Origin of the sequence: Flavobacterium aquidurense (assembly GCF_001404985.1) — a bacterium.
GTDB lineage: Bacteria > Bacteroidota > Bacteroidia > Flavobacteriales > Flavobacteriaceae > Flavobacterium > Flavobacterium aquidurense_B.
The window spans coordinates 184,587-202,247 of the sequence record NZ_JRLF01000011.1 but is presented as its reverse complement, the minus strand read 5'-3'; the positions used below and the strand labels follow the sequence as shown (position 1 = coordinate 202,247).

10 protein-coding genes are annotated in these 17,661 nt (G+C 34.7%); 2 read left to right on the top strand and 8 right to left on the bottom strand.

The features are described 5' to 3' along the window. The first annotated feature begins 200 nt into the window (after positions 1-200). On the top strand, positions 201-695 hold the full coding sequence (locus RC62_RS11155; RefSeq protein WP_055095298.1) for a hypothetical protein: 495 nt from the start codon (positions 201-203) through the stop codon (positions 693-695). 211 nt (positions 696-906) lie between these two features. On the opposite strand, the gene RC62_RS11150 is transcribed toward RC62_RS11155, so the two are convergent. From RC62_RS11150 to RC62_RS11115, 8 genes are all read right to left on the bottom strand, one after another. Then, positions 907-3,723 (bottom strand): M16 family metallopeptidase, encoded by a 2,817-nt coding sequence (locus tag RC62_RS11150; RefSeq protein ID WP_082421279.1) that lies wholly within the window; start codon positions 3,721-3,723, stop codon positions 907-909. 11 nt (positions 3,724-3,734) lie between these two features. After that, on the bottom strand, positions 3,735-5,996 hold the full coding sequence (locus RC62_RS11145; protein WP_082421278.1) for a Gldg family protein: 2,262 nt from the start codon (positions 5,994-5,996) through the stop codon (positions 3,735-3,737). Between the two features lie 11 nt (positions 5,997-6,007). Further along, on the bottom strand, positions 6,008-6,955 hold the full coding sequence (locus RC62_RS11140) for an ABC transporter ATP-binding protein (protein ID WP_055095295.1): 948 nt from the start codon (positions 6,953-6,955) through the stop codon (positions 6,008-6,010). A 68-nt stretch (positions 6,956-7,023) separates the two neighbouring features. Beyond that, positions 7,024-8,391, bottom strand: coding sequence for a RagB/SusD family nutrient uptake outer membrane protein (locus RC62_RS11135; protein ID WP_055095294.1), 1,368 nt, complete (start codon positions 8,389-8,391; stop codon positions 7,024-7,026). 11 nt (positions 8,392-8,402) lie between these two features. After that, complete coding sequence (locus RC62_RS11130) at positions 8,403-11,795, bottom strand: TonB-dependent receptor (protein ID WP_082421277.1); 3,393 nt, start codon at positions 11,793-11,795, stop codon at positions 8,403-8,405. Positions 11,796-11,937: 142 nt separating this feature from the next. Beyond that, entirely contained in the window at positions 11,938-12,975 is a 1,038-nt protein-coding gene (locus RC62_RS11125) for a FecR family protein (RefSeq protein ID WP_055095292.1), read from the bottom strand. Between the two features lie 224 nt (positions 12,976-13,199). Further along, positions 13,200-13,787 (bottom strand): RNA polymerase sigma factor, encoded by a 588-nt coding sequence (locus tag RC62_RS11120; RefSeq protein ID WP_055095291.1) that lies wholly within the window; start codon positions 13,785-13,787, stop codon positions 13,200-13,202. Between the two features lie 338 nt (positions 13,788-14,125). Next, positions 14,126-14,872, bottom strand: coding sequence for an NUDIX hydrolase (locus RC62_RS11115; RefSeq protein ID WP_055095290.1), 747 nt, complete (start codon positions 14,870-14,872; stop codon positions 14,126-14,128). 308 nt (positions 14,873-15,180) lie between these two features. On the opposite strand from RC62_RS11115, the gene RC62_RS11110 reads away from it, so the two are divergent. Then, entirely contained in the window at positions 15,181-17,631 is a 2,451-nt protein-coding gene (locus RC62_RS11110; RefSeq protein ID WP_055095289.1) for a glycoside hydrolase family 3 C-terminal domain-containing protein, read from the top strand. The last annotated feature ends 30 nt before the right edge of the window (positions 17,632-17,661 follow it).

The window sequence follows — 17,661 nt, the reverse complement described above, 5'->3', positions numbered from 1 at the left end:
TTGATGATCATTGTTTAATTGAAATTGTTAAACATAAAACGCCTCACATTCTGAGGCGTTTTTTATTTTATAAATATGTCGGTTGTGAGGAGGTTTTCGTCGATTGGTTTTGCCTTTCCGTATAATCAATAGGGTAAAAGCAAATAAATGGCACTACTTTAGCATTGTATTAAATACATTAATACTAAATACCACAAAAAATGAAAAAAATAGTAATTGCACTAATGCTCCTGATGAGTGTTTTTGCCCACGCGCAAGTTTCGATCAATGTAAATATTGGTACACCTCCAAGTTGGGGTCCACAAGGTTATGACGACAGTAGATATTACTATTTGCCGGATATAGATACCTATTATGATGTAAACCAAAGCCAGTTTATTTATGATAACAACGGTAAATGGGTTCGTGAAAACAGATTGCCTTCAAAATACAGACAATATGATTTGTATTCAGGATATAAAGTAGTCGTAAACGATTATAAAGGAGATAGACCTTATACGTATCACACCAAACACAGAGCCAATTATCCTAAGGGATATCAGGGACCTCCTCAAAAAAACAGAGGAAATAAACCGGATAAGGCCAACAAACAAAAGAATCAGAATGGAAACGGAAACGGAAAAAAAGGTGATTCTAATAAGTCAAAAGGAAATTCTAATAAAGATAAGGGTCACGGACATGATGATCGTCACTAAATAACAGAATTAATTTTAAAAAATGCCTCAGAAATGGGGCGTTTTTTTGTTTTGTATATAATTTAGAGAGAATTAAAAGATGATTTTAGCAAAGTTCTTTTGGAAAAATTATTCCATTAGAATTGTTTTTTTAGAAGTTATAAAAACAAAAAAGGCTGTCTGTTAAGACAACCTTTAATGACTAATAAAATAAAAAAGTATTCTAAAGCATTTACTTACCTGGTTGGCTTTCCGGACTCATAATTACTTCAACACTACTGGAACTATCTATAATTTGTTTGCTTAATTGCTGAATCGTTTTTAGACTAATTTTGGCAATTAAGTTTTTGTACTCATCGTCTGCCAGAAACGGAATCTGGTTCATGCTGACGTTATAGATAGTATTACTCCAAAAAGAATTTGTTTTCATAGATTCTTCTCTGTTTTTTATAAGCGCTTTTTTGATGTCTTCAAAATCGCTGCTAATCGCTGGTTTTGATTTTAAATCATTGATTTCTTTCCATACAATCTGCATTAATTTCTCTTCCTTTTCAGGATTGCAATCAAAACCAAGAGCTAAATTATATTGTGGTTTTGGTGTTATTTCCAGACTTCCGCTAACATTTACACCATAGCTTCCGCCTTCTTCTTCGCGAATTGTTTGTAGAAAACGTTTAGACAATAATTCACCAATAATATACATTCCGATGGCGTTTTCCTGACTGTATTCCATTTTTCCGGTTAAATGCAAATAAGCCGTTGTTTTAGGAATTTCCATTGCTCGTTTAAAATGAACTTCGGTTTTTCCTTTTTTAGGTTCCAGGTTATGGTCTGTAAAAGTTTCTGTTGCGTTTGCATTTCCTTTTATATTCCCAATATATTTCTGAATTAAACCAAGCGCGGAATCCGGAATATTCCCAACAAAAACAAAAGTAAAATCGGCAGCATTATTAATTCGCTCTTTATAGATTTGTGTCGCTTTTTGCAGGTCGATATTCTCAAGGAATTTTTCGTTGAAGATAAACGTACGGGCATTATGATTTGAATTTGCAAGAGATACAGTGTCTTTAAAAGCATTTGCATTATCTTTTTTAATGTTCTCTAAACGGTTTTGATATTGCGTTTTTAGAATGCTGTAAATATTTGGGTCAAAACGAGGTGCTTCAAACGAAAGATATAACAATTGCAGCATCGTTTCGAGATCAGCCTGATTTGAACTTCCCTGAAATCCTTCGGTGTTTTCGCCAATAAACGGAGTTGCCTGAGCTACTTTTCCGGTTACTTTTTCTTTTAAGCCGGTATTGTCAAAATTGCCAAGTCCTGATGATCTTGCAATTGTGGTTGCAATTTCTGCCGAGGCTAAATTTTCATTCTTTATCAACGATTTTCCACCTTTACTAAAAGCCGAAAACACGATTTGATCCTGAGAATGTTTGGTTGGCAAAATGATAATATTGGCACCATTTTCAAGCGTATATCCTTTTGCATTATTAATTCCCGGCACCTCAAATGTTTTTTTGATGGCAGCAGGTTTTAAATCTTTGTCGACCAGCGGATCATTGTTTTCCTTTTTTGAATAAGGTTCCAAAGCCATGGTTTCGACCTTTTTCATTACATCAACAACGGCTTCTTTTTTAGGGAAATCATTTTGATCTTTATCAGATCCGGATATTAAAACTATTTGATCTACAGGTTTCTGAATCGTTTTTACATAAGCATTCAGCTCTGTAAGGGAAATGTTTTTTATGATTCCAACGATAAGATTATAATCATCTTGTGGGGCAAGAAAGGGTTTTGCTTTCAAAAAATAGTTGGTTAGTTTATCTGCCCAGCTATCATTATCGACTTTATCTTTATTTTTAATAAAATCATCATATGAACTGATAAAATCTTTTTTTGTACGATCTAATTCTGACTGAACGGCACCAAAACGTTTCATACGTTCCGTCTCTGTATAAACATCCTGAAATGCTTCTAATACCTTTCCTTTTTTGGCTAAAGCCGAAATATTAAAAGAAGTATTTAATCTTGAAATAGGCTCAAAATAGCTTTTTAAACTCAAACCTGAACTTTGATTTTTTAAGATTAATTCTCTAAAACGATTGTTTAATATACTGGTATAAAATGAGTTCATTACATTCGTACGCGTAACAAGAGAATCTTTTACCAATGGCTCATCAAGCACATATTTTAAAGTAACAGATGCTGAATTTGCTTCTTTGTCTGTTGCTGTGACAAAATAAAATTCGTCGTGTTTAGGAATGTCATAATAAGGACGCGGAGTTGCTTTTTTTGCCAAAGGAATTCCGGAAAATATAGATTTTACTTTCTCTTCCATTGTTTTTACATCAATATCTCCCACAATAATCACCGCTTGCAAATCCGGACGGTACCATTTTTTATAGTAGTTTCTAAGTTCAGCATATTTAAAGTTGTTGATGATATTAAGATCACCAATAACATCCCGTTTACTATACTGTGAATTGTAGTATAAAACCTGATCTGTTTGCATTTTTAAACGAAAATCGCTTGTTCTGCGGGTTCTCCATTCTTCCCTGATTACACCTCTTTCTGCATCGATTTCCTGATTCGTCAATGACAAAGATCCTGACCAGTCATGTAAAATCCAAAGTGTAGAATCTATTAGTTTTTCATTTGCAACCGGAACACCGCTTATGTTGTAAACGGTTTCATCCTGAGCAGTATATGCGTTGATATCTTTACCAAAACTTACACCGTTTTTCTCCAGCATTTTAATGATTCCTTTTCCTTTAAAATGTTTTGTCCCGTTAAAAGCCATGTGTTCCAGAAAGTGTGCTAATCCGTTTTGATTGTCTTCTTCGAGGATTGCACCAACATTTTGAACGAAATAAAAACTCGCACGATCTTTAGGCTCTTCGTTATGCAGAATGTAATAGGTTAAACCGTTTTTGAGTTTACCTGTCGTAACATTTCTATCCAGCGGAATCGTAGTTTTGAATTGGGAAAATGTCATCTGAAACGATAACATTATAATCCCAATCATGATGTTTTTTTGATGTATATGCATTGTTTTGTTTTTTATCTTCTGTTTCTTCTAATCAGTATAAAAGCCCCGCTTAGTATAATCAATAAAGGAAATAACCCAATAAATATCATTTTGCTGATAAAAACCTGATTTGCATTTACCGTTATTCTGTTGTCAGTATTTTCAGGTCGCGTCGTGTCTATTGGAAATTTATAATCGCTAAACCAGCTAAAAACATCTGTTACAAACTGAAATGTTCCTGAACCATTACGGCTTAATTCCGCATTACCCATAAAATCAGCATCACCGGCAACAATTATTTTTTGTGATTTACCGTTAATATTTCTTGTCAATGCCACAACAAGCGGAACTGAGGAGGAAGAAGTTTGTTTTTTGAGATCTTCAGAAACAGAATTGATTCCTGTTGGCGCTTCCCAAACTTTCTGATTATTGGTTTGTAGCAATGTTGTTACTTTAAATCCGGAATCAGGATTCGTTTTAACGCCGCTGGTTCCTAAAAGCGGAATTGGAAATTGACCTTTTTTAAGTTTAATAAATGAAGTATCAATTGCTTTAGAAAACTCTGTAACTAAATAATCCGGAGAGTTAATTTCGCTTTCCTGAACTAATGCCTGTTTGGTAAAACTTACGCCTAATTTAGCAGCTATAGTCGCTAATGCAGAGTTTGTTTCAGGTTCTGCCAGAAACATTAAATTTTTTCCCTGTTCGATATATTTATTGATTCTGTCAATGGCGCCCTGGCTTAATTCGGTTTTAGGATCTGCAATAATAAAAATATCTGCATCCTGCGGGATGTTCTGTGCATTGATATCTACAGAGGCTACATCAAATCCCTGATTGATTAAGGAGTTTCTGAACGTAATTTCATTAAAACCGGTTTTGTAATTTTTATCCCCGTTTTTATCAATACTGCGTTCCATATTTCCGGTAGCAAATACAATTTTTGAAGGAGTTGTAATTAAACGTTTTAATGATGCCGAGATTTCTTTCTCGAAAGGAACTTTAAACAAGTCATCAAACATTCTTAAAAAAGTTTTCTTTCCATTGTATTCTATGGTTCTAACCACTCGGTTTTGTTCTGCTTTCAGGTCAATTATTTTGCTTATTTCTGCCGGAGAATATAATTTTTTCAGCTTTAAATTCTGCGTTTCGATCATTTTTTCAGCAAGTTGTTTGTCATTCAATCCCGGATTTTGGGCATACAAAGCAACATTTGTAGAAGTATCGTAGTAATAAACGTAATCCATTTTTATTCGGGGCAAAAAACGAGAGTACTTGTCAAAACTGGCAATATCCTGATTTTGAGAATACGGCATTGCCATATAATAATTTATGTCAAGTAAATTTACATAAGTAGTAATGGTAATAGGGCCGTCGATCTTTTTTACAATTTCCTGACTGGCTTTAGTCAGCGTTTTGTCTTTTGTACGCGTCATATCTTTATAAAAAGTAAGTGGCGCAGTAGATGTAATATAACCCAGTGATAATATAACAGCAATTAATCCTGTATATTTCAAAACTCTTTTTGATGTGGTTTGAGCATCTCTTCCGGTTTGTAATTTATAAATACTTAAACCGATAAAAAGAGTACTTACCAAAATAAAATACAGTACATCTTTACTTACAATAAGCCCTTCGATCATGGAGTTTGCACGTCCGGAAATCGAAAGAAAATAAGTTACATCTTTTACATAATCAACACCTTGCCATAGTTTACCAATAAAGTTCAAACCTGCTAAAACTACCAATGTACTAATTGCGGCAACAACCTGATAAGAGGTAAGACAAGACATAAAAAGCCCAATAGCCGCATAAGTACAAACTAATAAATACAAGCCAATAAGACCGGATAAAATAAAGCTGATATCTACATTATCAATAGAAAAATAAGCTGCAACACCCAACAAGCCAAGTATTGACATAAACAATAAACAATAACTTGCAATGGCAAGAAATTTACCCAAAACAATGTCTTTGATGTTTATTGGCGAAGAAAGCAGAAGTTTGATAGAACCGCTATTAATCTCACGGCTAATAAGTCCCATTGTTAAAAGCGGAACATAGAGATATAAATAATTTTGCATCTCAGTGTACAAACCACTGAAACCGGAAAACACAATTTGTGACAGGTTATTCATGTGTTGACCTATTTTTTGTCCTTTTTCAAAACGTTCAATCGAGTCAAAGAATTTCCAGCTTGACTGGATCGAAAATATGACTAAAACAACCCACGCGACAGGCGAGTAAAACATAGTATTGAGTTCTGTTTTAGCGATTCTATATATAGTTTTCATTTGTTTAATTTTTAAGAAATAGGGGAATTTTTAGAAGGTGCTTTTTTAGATAACTGTGCAAAAATTTCGTCCAGAGATACTTTTTCGAATTGAATTTCGCGTAGTTTCCAATTATTCTGTACACTTAGCGAAACAATTTTTTCGGCAATTTCCTGTGTTCCGTTAAAAGTGATCTGGATTTTCTTGGCCGAAAGAAAAATAGCTTCTGTAACTTCTGTAATAGCTGTTAATTCACTCAGTTGCGGCGGATTTTCGAAACTTACCGTCAATGTATTTGCCTCGATATGATTGTTGAAAGCTTCCAGCGAATCAGCAAAAACCATATGTCCGTTTTCGATCATTCTAATTTCCTGACAAGTTGCCTGAACCTCAGATAAAATGTGAGATGAGAAGATAACAGCCTTGTCTTTAGAGATTTTCTTGATTAAGTTTCTAACTTCTAAAATTTGATTTGGGTCTAATCCGTTTGTTGGTTCATCGAGCACAACCAGTTTTGGTTCATGAATAATCGCCTGTGCAATTCCAACACGCTGACGATATCCTCCGGATAAATTACGGATTAATCGGTTACTGAAATGTGAGATTCCACATTGTTCTTTAGCTCTTTCCACGGCATTTTTAAGATCTTCTTTTTTTACCAGTCTTAATTCCGCACAATGCGTTAAATATTCATTTACTGTTAAATCAAGATGTAACGGCGGTGTTTGCGGCAAAAAGCCAATTAGTTTTTTAGCTTCTACCGGATTTTCTTTTAAATTGATTCCATCAATAAAAATGTTTCCTTTTGTCTGGTTTAATACGCCGCAAAGAATATTCATCGTAGTCGATTTTCCTGCGCCGTTAGATCCCAGAAGACCCAGGATTTTGTTTTCTTTAATTTCAAAACTTATATTTTGTATTGCCCAATCCTTGCTATATTGATGTGACAAATCCTCAACTCTTACAATTGTTGTTTCCATAGTGTTTTTTAAAACCTCAGGAATGCCTTTTTACTGAAAAAACATTCCCTGGTAATTTTTAATATTATTTAGTATCCTAAGTTTTGGGTTAAAAAGGGATTAGAGCGTCTGGCAGTTTCCGGTATTGGATAAAGGCTGTCTGTAGAAGCCCAGATTTTGCCTGCAGTTGCACCCAGAACCTGATCGATTGTACCGTTTCTTTTTAAGTCTAACCATCTTTGTCCAAATTCTGCAAAAAGCTCACGTTCTCTTTCAAGAGAAATTAAAGCCAGTAACTGATTTGGGTCTGTCAGGGTAGTTGAAGGTAATAACGCCCTGTTTCTAATTACATTTATATCTTGCTGAGCTCCTGTAATATCATTTGATTTTACTCTGGCTTCGGCTCTTATTAAATAAACTTCGGCTAATCTCAGTACTGTAGAACGTTCTGATGGCGAAGCGGCATAAGCATTTTTATATTTTCTAGGGGCAATAAACGTTGTTCCGTCTGCAGCGACAACACTTCCTGTCCAGTTTGTTTTTCTGGCATCGCCGGTTTCAAACAGTGTATTTCCTTTTCTAAGCATATAAGTTCCTGCAGCTGTAAACAAAGCACCTCCTTCATAGGTATAAATAACATTCAAGTAGGGTATTTGCCAGATTGCTTCATTATTGTCTGCAATAAACGGACTGTTGGTACTTGTTAAACCGGTAATCATTTTATAAGTGCTGTTTTGAGCAATTACGGCACTTGCATGAGTAGCAGCATCTGTCCATTTGCCTAAATACAGGTTTACTCTTGCCAGTAAAGCCTCGGCTGCCCATTTTGTAGCCCTGATTCGCTGTGCATTATATTTCGTATAATCCACAGGAAGTTCTGCTGTTGCATCTTGCAAATCTGTTACAATCTGATTGTAAACTTCTGTCTGCGGATTGCGGGGAGCAAGTGCTGTCTGATCTACATTTGTAGTCAGGATTAAAGGAACATCGCCCCAAAGGTTCGTTAAATAAAAATAAGAATAAGCTCTTAAAAATTTTGCCTCAGCAATCCAGCGTTTCCCTGAAGCTTCTGTTAGTGTTTTGCTTTTATTTATACCTTCAATAACGCTGTTTGCATTATAAATGGTTTTGTAAAAGCTTGTCCACATTGAGTTCATTTCACCATCTTCGGTAGTAATTTCATTTGTACCAAAAACGTTATTCAATTGGGTTTTTAGAATTAATTCATCAGAAGTTTGCCCAAGAGTAATATGCAAAGAACCATAAAAAGTGTTGGTAACCATACTTTGGTAAATTCCGTTTAAAGCAGCTTCTGCAGTTGCATCAGTTGCATAAACGGTAGATGATGAGAACTCACTGCTTGGAAGTTCGACATCAAGGATCTCTTCGCAGCCTGTGAAACCTGTCAAAAGTAAAAACGAAAATATATAGCGGAATGTTATAGAATTATTTTTCATGTTTTTTAGATTTAGAATGTAAACTGAGTTCCTAAAGTGATCGTACGTAAAGGAGGCAAAGCCAGACCTTGAGTTTCAGGATCAAATCCTTTGTAACTTGTTATGGTCAGCAAATTTTGTCCCTGAAGCGTAAGACGTATTTTTTGGATGAATTTTTGTGTTTTTGCATCCAAAGGAATCGTATACGAAGCGCTTACATTTTTTAACTTAATGTATGAAGCATCAATTAAAGTAGCATTTGATGCTGCGTAATTTAAAAAACTAGGCAAATAGGTAGATTGCAAAGCAATTCCCTGAGCCACATAATCATTATATTCGTCTGTTTGATAATTGGCAATACCATAAGGATATCCGGGTTGTATGGCTACTGTCGACATTAAATTTCTTCCGTTTTGTTTTACAAATTGAAACAAAAAGTCTAACGAAAATGCTTTGTAATTAATCGAGTTCGAAATACCTCCGTAATATTTAGGATAAGAAGGACCGTAATATTTTCTGTCTCCAAGTCCGTTTTGCGCAAAACCCGTAGTTATTTTTCCGTCACCGTTTACATCTTCAACTTGTGCAACACCATTTACAACGCCGGTATAATTGTATAAATATCTGCTGCTTAACGGATTTCCTACTACATAAGTGCTGTAATAACTGGAGTTTTCTATATTATCAAATGACAATAATTTATTAGAGTTTGTCGAGATATTAAAAGATGTAGACCATTCCAGATTTTTAGTACGCACGTTTGTTGTATTCAGTGTAAACTCCCAGCCTTTATTTTCAACTTCAGCATTTAAATTTGCCAGATAAGTTGTAAATCCGGCTTGTGGGCTTAGCGTTGCATTTACCAATTGATTTCCGGTAAGATTTCTGTAATATGCTACTGTTAATGAAATACGATCTCTCAAGAAACCAAGATCCATTGCAGCTTCAAACTTTTTGGTAACTTCCCATTGAAAATTTGGATTCGCGATTCTCGTTGCAGCCATAGCCGCATTTCCATTGCCATATGTGCTTGACGAATACGTATCAGCATATCCGTAATCATCAGAAGGATCATTTCCAACTTCACCATAACTGGAGCGCAGTTTCCCAAAACTGATTATAGAACTGTGTCTTAAAAAATTTTCTTCTGAGAAAATCCAGGCGCCACCAATTGAACCAAAATTTCCGTAACGTTTATTGGCTCCAAAACGGGATGAACCATCTCTTCTAAAATTGATATTTAGAATATATCTGCTTAAAATATTATAATTCAATCGGCTAAAAAGCGATGCATATTTATATTCTGATGAACCATTATAAGCTGTTACAGTTGCAGCAGTTCCGGTAATACCAATAAGATTATCAGCACTATAACCAGTAGAACTAACATACGATGGCATTTCTGATTTTCTGTTTTGCCATGAACCACCAACTAATGCAGTCAAATTTCCTTTCCATAGCGGAGTAGAGTAGTTTAATTGCGGATCGATAGTAAAATTATTCGTATTGTTTGTTGACACTGTGTAGGATCTCAACGTATTAAGGCTAATGTTATTAGCTTGATAATAAGCATAATTGCTTCCTGTTGCCGGCATAATTTGTTTAGAAGTCATTTCTGCAATCCCGTAGCCTAAATCAGTTTTAAAATAAAAGCCTTTTGCAATTTCGTATTGAATATTAAAGCTTGTAATTAAGTTGTTGCCTTTATCTTCGACTCTTTTCGTTAAAGCCGCTAAAGGATTTATATCGCTAAAATACGTTGGAGCCCAGTAATAACTACCGTCTGCATTGTATATTGGGTGATTTGGCGCTGTCGTAATTGCGTAAGAAGTAATATCAAAATAAGGCAATTTGTTTTTATCCGTAGAGAATATAACAGAAGCTCCTACTTTTAATTTATCATTCATAGTAGTATGATTAATATTAAAGTTGGTAGCAAATTTGTTGTAACCAAAATCTCCCGGTAAAACAGTAGTTTCTTTATGATAAGCACCACTTAATAGAAAACTCGTGTTGTCGTTTCCGCCTTTTAAGCTTGCTGAGAAATCATTAAAATTAGCAGCTCCGCCTATTAATTTATCCTGCCAGTCTGTAGTAGTATTTTTATCCCAGTCTGTCAGTGCAATTCCGGTGCTTGAATTACTCTCAATTGCTTTACTGTTTGTCAATGCCGTACTCATCATATTAAGGTAAGCCGGAGTATCGAGTGTTTTTATTCTTGTTGCAACCTCAGATATTCCTGAGTTGGTATTGATTGTAAACTCGGTTTTGCCTGATTTTCCTTTTTTAGTCGTAATCAAAACAACGCCATTTGCACCTCTGGAACCGTAGATAGCCGTAGCATCTGCATCTTTAAGGATTTCTATGCTTTCAATATCATTTGGATTAATAATATTTAACGGACTTGTAGATTTTTGAGCTCCTCTGATAACACGATCAGATTGTACTTGTTCCTTGATATCATTACCAATATACGGAACGCCGTCTACGATATACAACGGGAAATTATTTCCTGACATAGAGTTTGTACCGCGAATACTTACATTGATATTACTTCCTGCATAACCGGAAGTTTGGGTCACGAAAACTCCGGGAGTTCGTCCTTGCAAACTCTGTAAAATATTGGTTATAGGTTGTTTTTCTATATCGCTTGAAGTAATTTTTGTTACAGATCCTGTCGATGTTCTTTTGGTTGTTGTACCGTAACCAATAATCACAACTTCATCTAGTTTTGCTAAATCAGGCTGCATTTTTATAATAACAGTTGTCTGGTTTTCAACCGTAACTTCTTGTGTTTTATAGCCAAGATAAGATATTCTGAGCACGTGTTTTCCTTTAGGCAAATCGATAAAAAATTGTCCGTCAAAATCAGATATTCCTTGTTTGTTGCCGCCTACAACCATAACAGAAACACCAGGTAAAGGTTGACCTTTTTCGTCCAGAATTTTTCCGGCAAGAGTGTACGCCATATCTGCATTTGCTGTTGTTGCAGTAGTATTAGCGACTGGTTTTGTCGTTTCTTTTTTGTAGATAACTACATTTTTATCTACTTGTTTGTATACTAAATTACTTCCCTGAAGAACAGTGTTCAAAATATCACTTACGCTTCTGCGTCCTTTGGGAGTAGTTACTTTAGGAAAATCTTTTATGATCTGTGGCTGATAAGCAAACAGTAATCCTGTTTTATTTTCTATTGTTTTAAAAAGGGTTTTAATATCCTGATTATGAAGTTCAATATCAACAGATATAGACTCTAAATTCTGACCGCTCATTTCATTGGCAAAGACCATATGTGTGCCGCAGGTCAGTAAGAAAATGTGGAATAAACTGATTCGCATGATCATAATGGTTTTTTTTGACAGGTTGAAAAAAGACATAGATTTCTTTTCCCTGTCAAACATGGTTGTTTTACAGCGTAATTTCATAAATTTGCATGTTTTTTAATGGTTACTGGAATTAATTATTAAGAATCGCAGCCGTCTGGTGTAGGAGCCAGATGGCTTTTTTATTTCATTTTTGGTTAGTTTTTATATCAGGTTTTAAAGGTTAATACTCCGTTATTTGGTTTTATTCACAACCTTTGCCTTCCAGGACAATTGTGTTGTTTTTATTATAATGGTAAGTGGTTTCAATTACACTGCAAACCACTTGCAGCACGTGATCTAAATCTTCTTCGTTTAAGAAACTGGCCGTTATCCTGCAATTTTTGATCTTATCATTCGATAGTACAATTTGTACTTTATACTTTTGGGCAATCATTGCAACAGCTTCTTCCATATTTAGATTATCAAGAATGAGGTAATTGCTTTTCCATGCGATTGCAGTTTCCGCTTTAGTATTATTTTGTTCAAAGTCTAAAGTGTTTTTGTTCACTTTTATTTGCTGATTAGGCGTAATTACACCGTATACTTTCCTAACATCTCCCACCTGAACTTTACCACGTTCTACTGTAACTTCTATATTATCAGAACTATCGTAAGCATTAATATTAAAAGCAGTTCCCAAAACTTTTGTACTTACTTTTCCGGTATGAACAATAAAAGGTTTCGCTTCGTTGTGCTTAATATCAAAATAGGCTTCACCGGATAAAGTAACTTCTCTGGCTGTTTTGTCAAAATCATTCTGGTCATATGTAATACTACTTTTATCGTTTAGGATAATCGTACTTCCGTCAGGTAAACGAATAAGCTGTTTTCCGTTAAAGGCCAAAACCGAACTTATTTGTTCTAATTTCTCGTCTTTATTTTTTACAGGATTTGGCGTGCTTTCATAAACAAAAACAGTTCTTAAAGCCAATAAAATCGTGATTGCTGCTGCAATTGCAACAAGAATCTTTCCTAATTTTCGGTATGATTTTTTATTATCATGGATCGAAATAACCTTAGGTGAAGACTGAGAAAGGATATAACTAAGAATGTCATCACCTTTTTGCTTGTCTAATATTTCAACATTCTGATTTTCCTTCATCAAAAGCTGAATCTTTTCTTTAATAAAATCATCTTGCGTGCCAGATTGGATGATTTCCATCAGCTTTTGTTGTTCTGCCTCAGTTAAATTATTCTGCAGGTAGTTTTCGAATAATTCTTCAAATACTTTTTCTTGCATTTGTTTTTGATTGTGAGTTAATAATCGTTATGGTAAACCTGGGTGTTTTTTGTTTTATTTTAAATTCAATCATCTTGTTAAAGTAGGTCATAAACCTATGTTAAATAGCGATCTTTATTATAAAGACGATTGTAAAACAGGGAAGGAGTAGTCGAAAGTGAAAAAAATGTAAAAAAATGTAAATAATATAAAACGATGTTAATAGATACCGATTTTAAGCTAGTTTACATTCTAAAAAACAAAAGCAAAGTCATGAACATATTCATGTATGGCGAAATTTTAAGACGCACAAATTTCAACGCCTGCGCCATATGTTTCTTAACGGTTTCTGTAGAAATGCCTAAATCTTCACCAATTTTCTGGTGGCTTAAACCATCCCATTTTGCCATTTTATAAATTTTTTGCTGTTGAGGAGGGAGTTGATCAACAATTTGGTTTAAGATAACATTGTATTGATCGTCTTTTATTGCTTCATCAGTATCATTTGCAGATGTGCTTTTGTAATTCGTTTGCACAGATAAAGAACTGTCTCGTGCAATTTTCTTAATCATATCAAAAATATGATTGCGGGAAATAATAAAAAGATAATTTTCGATATTCTTAATTTCGGTTAAATTTTCATGATTTTGCCAGATTTTCAAAAAGACATCCTGAACGACTTCTTCTGCTAAAATTCTTGATTTTGTTATTTTTAAAGCAGTAGAAAAAACAATATTTTTATATTGATTATAGAGTTTTGTAAACGCCAGTTCACTCCCTTGCGATAACTCATAAAGGAGTTTGCTTTGGTCTGAATTGGAATTTGAAGACATCGTAGTAAATAATTTTTGTTGATTTTGGCAATATTATTACTTTTTTGAATATATGCCGTATTGCAATGAAAAATATTTATCCGAAATGTTATTTTGGTAATTATTCGATATTAATATTATCTAATTATTAAAAAATGATTAAACATTTTGTAAATCTTCGAAACGTACTATTTTGTGTACGAAAATAGCTTAGCTCTTATGTATACTGAGATGAGGAGCGTTTTTTGCTGAATTACAAAATAGCTCAGTTTTTTATTTTCTAATTAAAAAAGGATTATTGCTTACAAAAGAAGCATTAGTTTGTGTTTTTTGAATCTGAAAAATAAAATTATTTCAAATTACCAGCTTCCTTTTAAACCTTCTTTCAGCGCAATATTATATTTTTCCAAATCAAAGCTATATAAATCCGGCGCTTTATGCGCGCCGCCTTTTCTGGATTCATCTAATTTTGTTAAGATATCGTACCGTAAAATTTTGCGATAAAAATTACCTCTGTTGAGCTTTTTGCCTAAAATAATCTCATATAATTTTTGAAGTTCGGGCATTGTAAATTTCTCAGGAAGAAGGTTGTAACCAATTGGGTGATTGTTTAATTGTTCCCGTAGTGTTAGCAAAGCTTTGTCAAGAATGGTGCTGTGATCCATCATAAAAACAGGCAGTTCACCAATAGATTTCCACTCACAAGCTGATGAGTATTCATCAAGAATCAAATTTACCTTAGAATGTTCAGCCAGGGCATAATATCCTATCGAAACAAATCGCTGTTTATTCCATAAAGAATCGTCGTAATCTTCAAAAGCACTTTCAGAACGTTTCAGGTTTCCAAACGTATAAAATTGCTGCAAATAGATATTCTCAGTTCCCGTTCTGTCTTTCAGGATACGGATTGCAGCATCATCAACATTTTCTTCTTTTTGTACATATCCGCCCGGAAGCCCCCACAAATCCTGATCTCTCATCTTGACAGTCAGCACCTGAAGCTCTGTTTCATGAAAACTGAAAATGACGCAATCAATAGAAAGTGTTGGAATATATTTTTTCCATGCTGCGTCAGATTGTTCTTCAAGTATCCTTTTAAATTCCATTTTGATGATTTGTTTTCAAATTTACTGTTTTTGAAAATTTAAATAAACTAAAAAAAACTAAACTTCTGTTTATATATCTAAAAAAGGACGCTTTTAAGCTCCATTTTTTAATTCATTATTTTTTAATGATAACCTTTCGTAATTGATAATAACTCATTTTAAGATGTTTATAATTATATTAAGTGAAATTTTATTCGATTTTATTTGTTGATATGAGAAAAATTTTTTAATATTGCTTCATTATGAAGCAATGAAAATACTTAAGCAATAGTTCTAAAATTTCTAAAGACAAATTAAAATTTCCAACAATGAAAAATCCAATTATAAAAACAGCGCGCCTGACTCTTTTGACGGCATTAGTGCTTTCTAATTTATCATGGAATAAAATTCCGAATGATGAAACAAATCCCCCGGTTCTTACTATTAAGGGATTTAAATTTTTAGATTTAAACAGAAACGGAAAATTAGATCCTTGGGAAGATACACGCCTTTCTGTAGATCAAAGAATTGATGCCATCATCAAGCAAATGACAAATGCCGAAAAAGCGGAGTTGCTTATTGGAACCGGAATGCCTGGAATTGAGGTTCTGACCGGACCTGTAGGAGATTCTAAACAAGGTCTTGTTCCCGGAGCTGCCGGAGGAACTGCTGCTTTTGAGCGATTTGGAATTCCTGCAACTGTTGTAGCCGATGGTCCTGCAGGTTTAAGAATTGAACCAACCAGAGAAAATGACTCAAAAACATATTATGCAACGGCATTTCCTGTGGGAACAGCTTTAGCGTCGACTTGGAATAAAGCACTTTTAGAAGAGGTTGGAAAAGCAATGGGAAATGAAGTAAAGGAATATGGTGTTGACGTTTTATTGGCGCCTGCTTTGAACATTCAGAGAAATCCATTAAACGGAAGAAACTTCGAATATTATTCTGAAGATCCTTTGATTTCTGGGAAAACGGCAGCAGCAATTGTAAACGGAATCCAGTCGCAAGGCGTGGGAACTTCGATTAAACATTTTGCTGTAAATAACGAAGAAACCAATCGGTTAACGATCAATGCACACGTTTCTGAAAGAGCAATCAGAGAAATATACTTGAAAGGTTTTGAAATTACAGTCAAAGAATCACAGCCCTGGACGGTAATGTCATCCTACAACAGACTTAATGGCGAATATACATCTGACCGAAAAGATTTATTAACTGAGGTTTTGAGAAACGAATGGGGTTTTAAAGGCATTGTAATGACGGACTGGTTTGGCGGTTTTCCGGGTTTCGAATCCATACAAAAAGGGTCAAGCTCTGATGTTGTCAAACAAATGATTGCCGGAAACGATCTTTTGATGCCCGGAATTCCGGTACAGAAAAAAGCATTGCTTGACGCTTTGAACTCCGGTAAATTGCCTCAGGAAGTTGCAAATACAAATGCAAAAAGAATTTTAGAATATGTTTTTCGTACGCCCACTTTTGCCAAATATAAATACAGTGATAAACCCAACCTGACTAAAAATGCAGAAGTAACAAGAAATGCTGCTGCCGAAGGAATGGTTTTGCTTAAAAACAACAATAATGCATTGCCATTTGCTGATAAACAAAAAGAAGTTTCCCTGTTTGGAGTTACTTCCTACGCCTGGATAACAGGCGGTACAGGAAGCGGAAGCGTGAATAACAAACATACCGTTTCTCTGTTAGAAGGACTAACGGCTGCGGGTTACAAATTAGATAAGGAATTGGTTGGTTTGTATCAGCCACACGCTGCAAAAGAAGTTGCAGCTGAACAGGAAAGAAGAAAAGAAAGAGGAATTCTGGCTTTGCCGGAAAGACTTCCTGAAATGAAAATGGACGATGCTTTTATAGCTAAAAAAGCAGCAAGTTCTGAAATCGCATTTGTGACTTTAGGAAGAAATTCAGGAGAAGGCGGAGACAGAGTGGTGGATAATAATTTTAATCTGGCAAATGAAGAGATCGAAATGCTGGACAAGATTTCGAAAGCTTTTCATGAAAAAGGAAAAAAAGTAGTAGTTATTTTAAATATTGGCGGTGTAATCGAAACAGCATCGTGGAAAGATAAAGCAGATGCTATTTTATTAGCTTGGCAGCCAGGTCAGGAGGGTGGACATTCTGTTGCTGATGTGGTTTCCGGGAGAACAAACCCATCAGGAAAATTGACCATGACTTTCCCTATGAAATACGCAGATACACCATCGGCAAAAAACTTTCCAGGATTTCCGGTCGATAATCCAAAAGAAGTAACTTATGAAGAAGGTGTTTATGTGGGATATCGTTATTTTAATACCTTCAACGTAAAACCATCGTATGAATTTGGTTTTGGAAGTTCGTACACAACTTTTGATTATACAGATGTAAAACTAAGTTCTGCAACGTTCAAAGATAAATTGACAGTTTCTGTTACGGTAAAAAATACCGGAAAAACGGCAGGAAAAGAAGTAGTTGAGTTATATCTTTCGGCTCCTTCAAAATCAATTGATAAACCAAAAGAAGAATTAAAAGCTTTTGCAAAAACCAAAGAACTAAAACCGGGAGAAAGCCAGACATTACAACTGATTTTATCGCCAAAAGACCTTGCTTCGTTTTTAGAAAATAAAAGCGCCTGGATTGCTGAAGCCGGAACCTATAAAGTTCTCGTTGGAGCATCATCTTTAGACATAAAAAAATCAGCTGAATTTTCAGTAACCAATGAAATTATGGTCGAAAAAGTAAAGAAATCTTTCGAACTCGATTCGAAGTTTACTGAGCTTAAACCGTAAATAATATTATTTAATATTTTGGTTAGTATT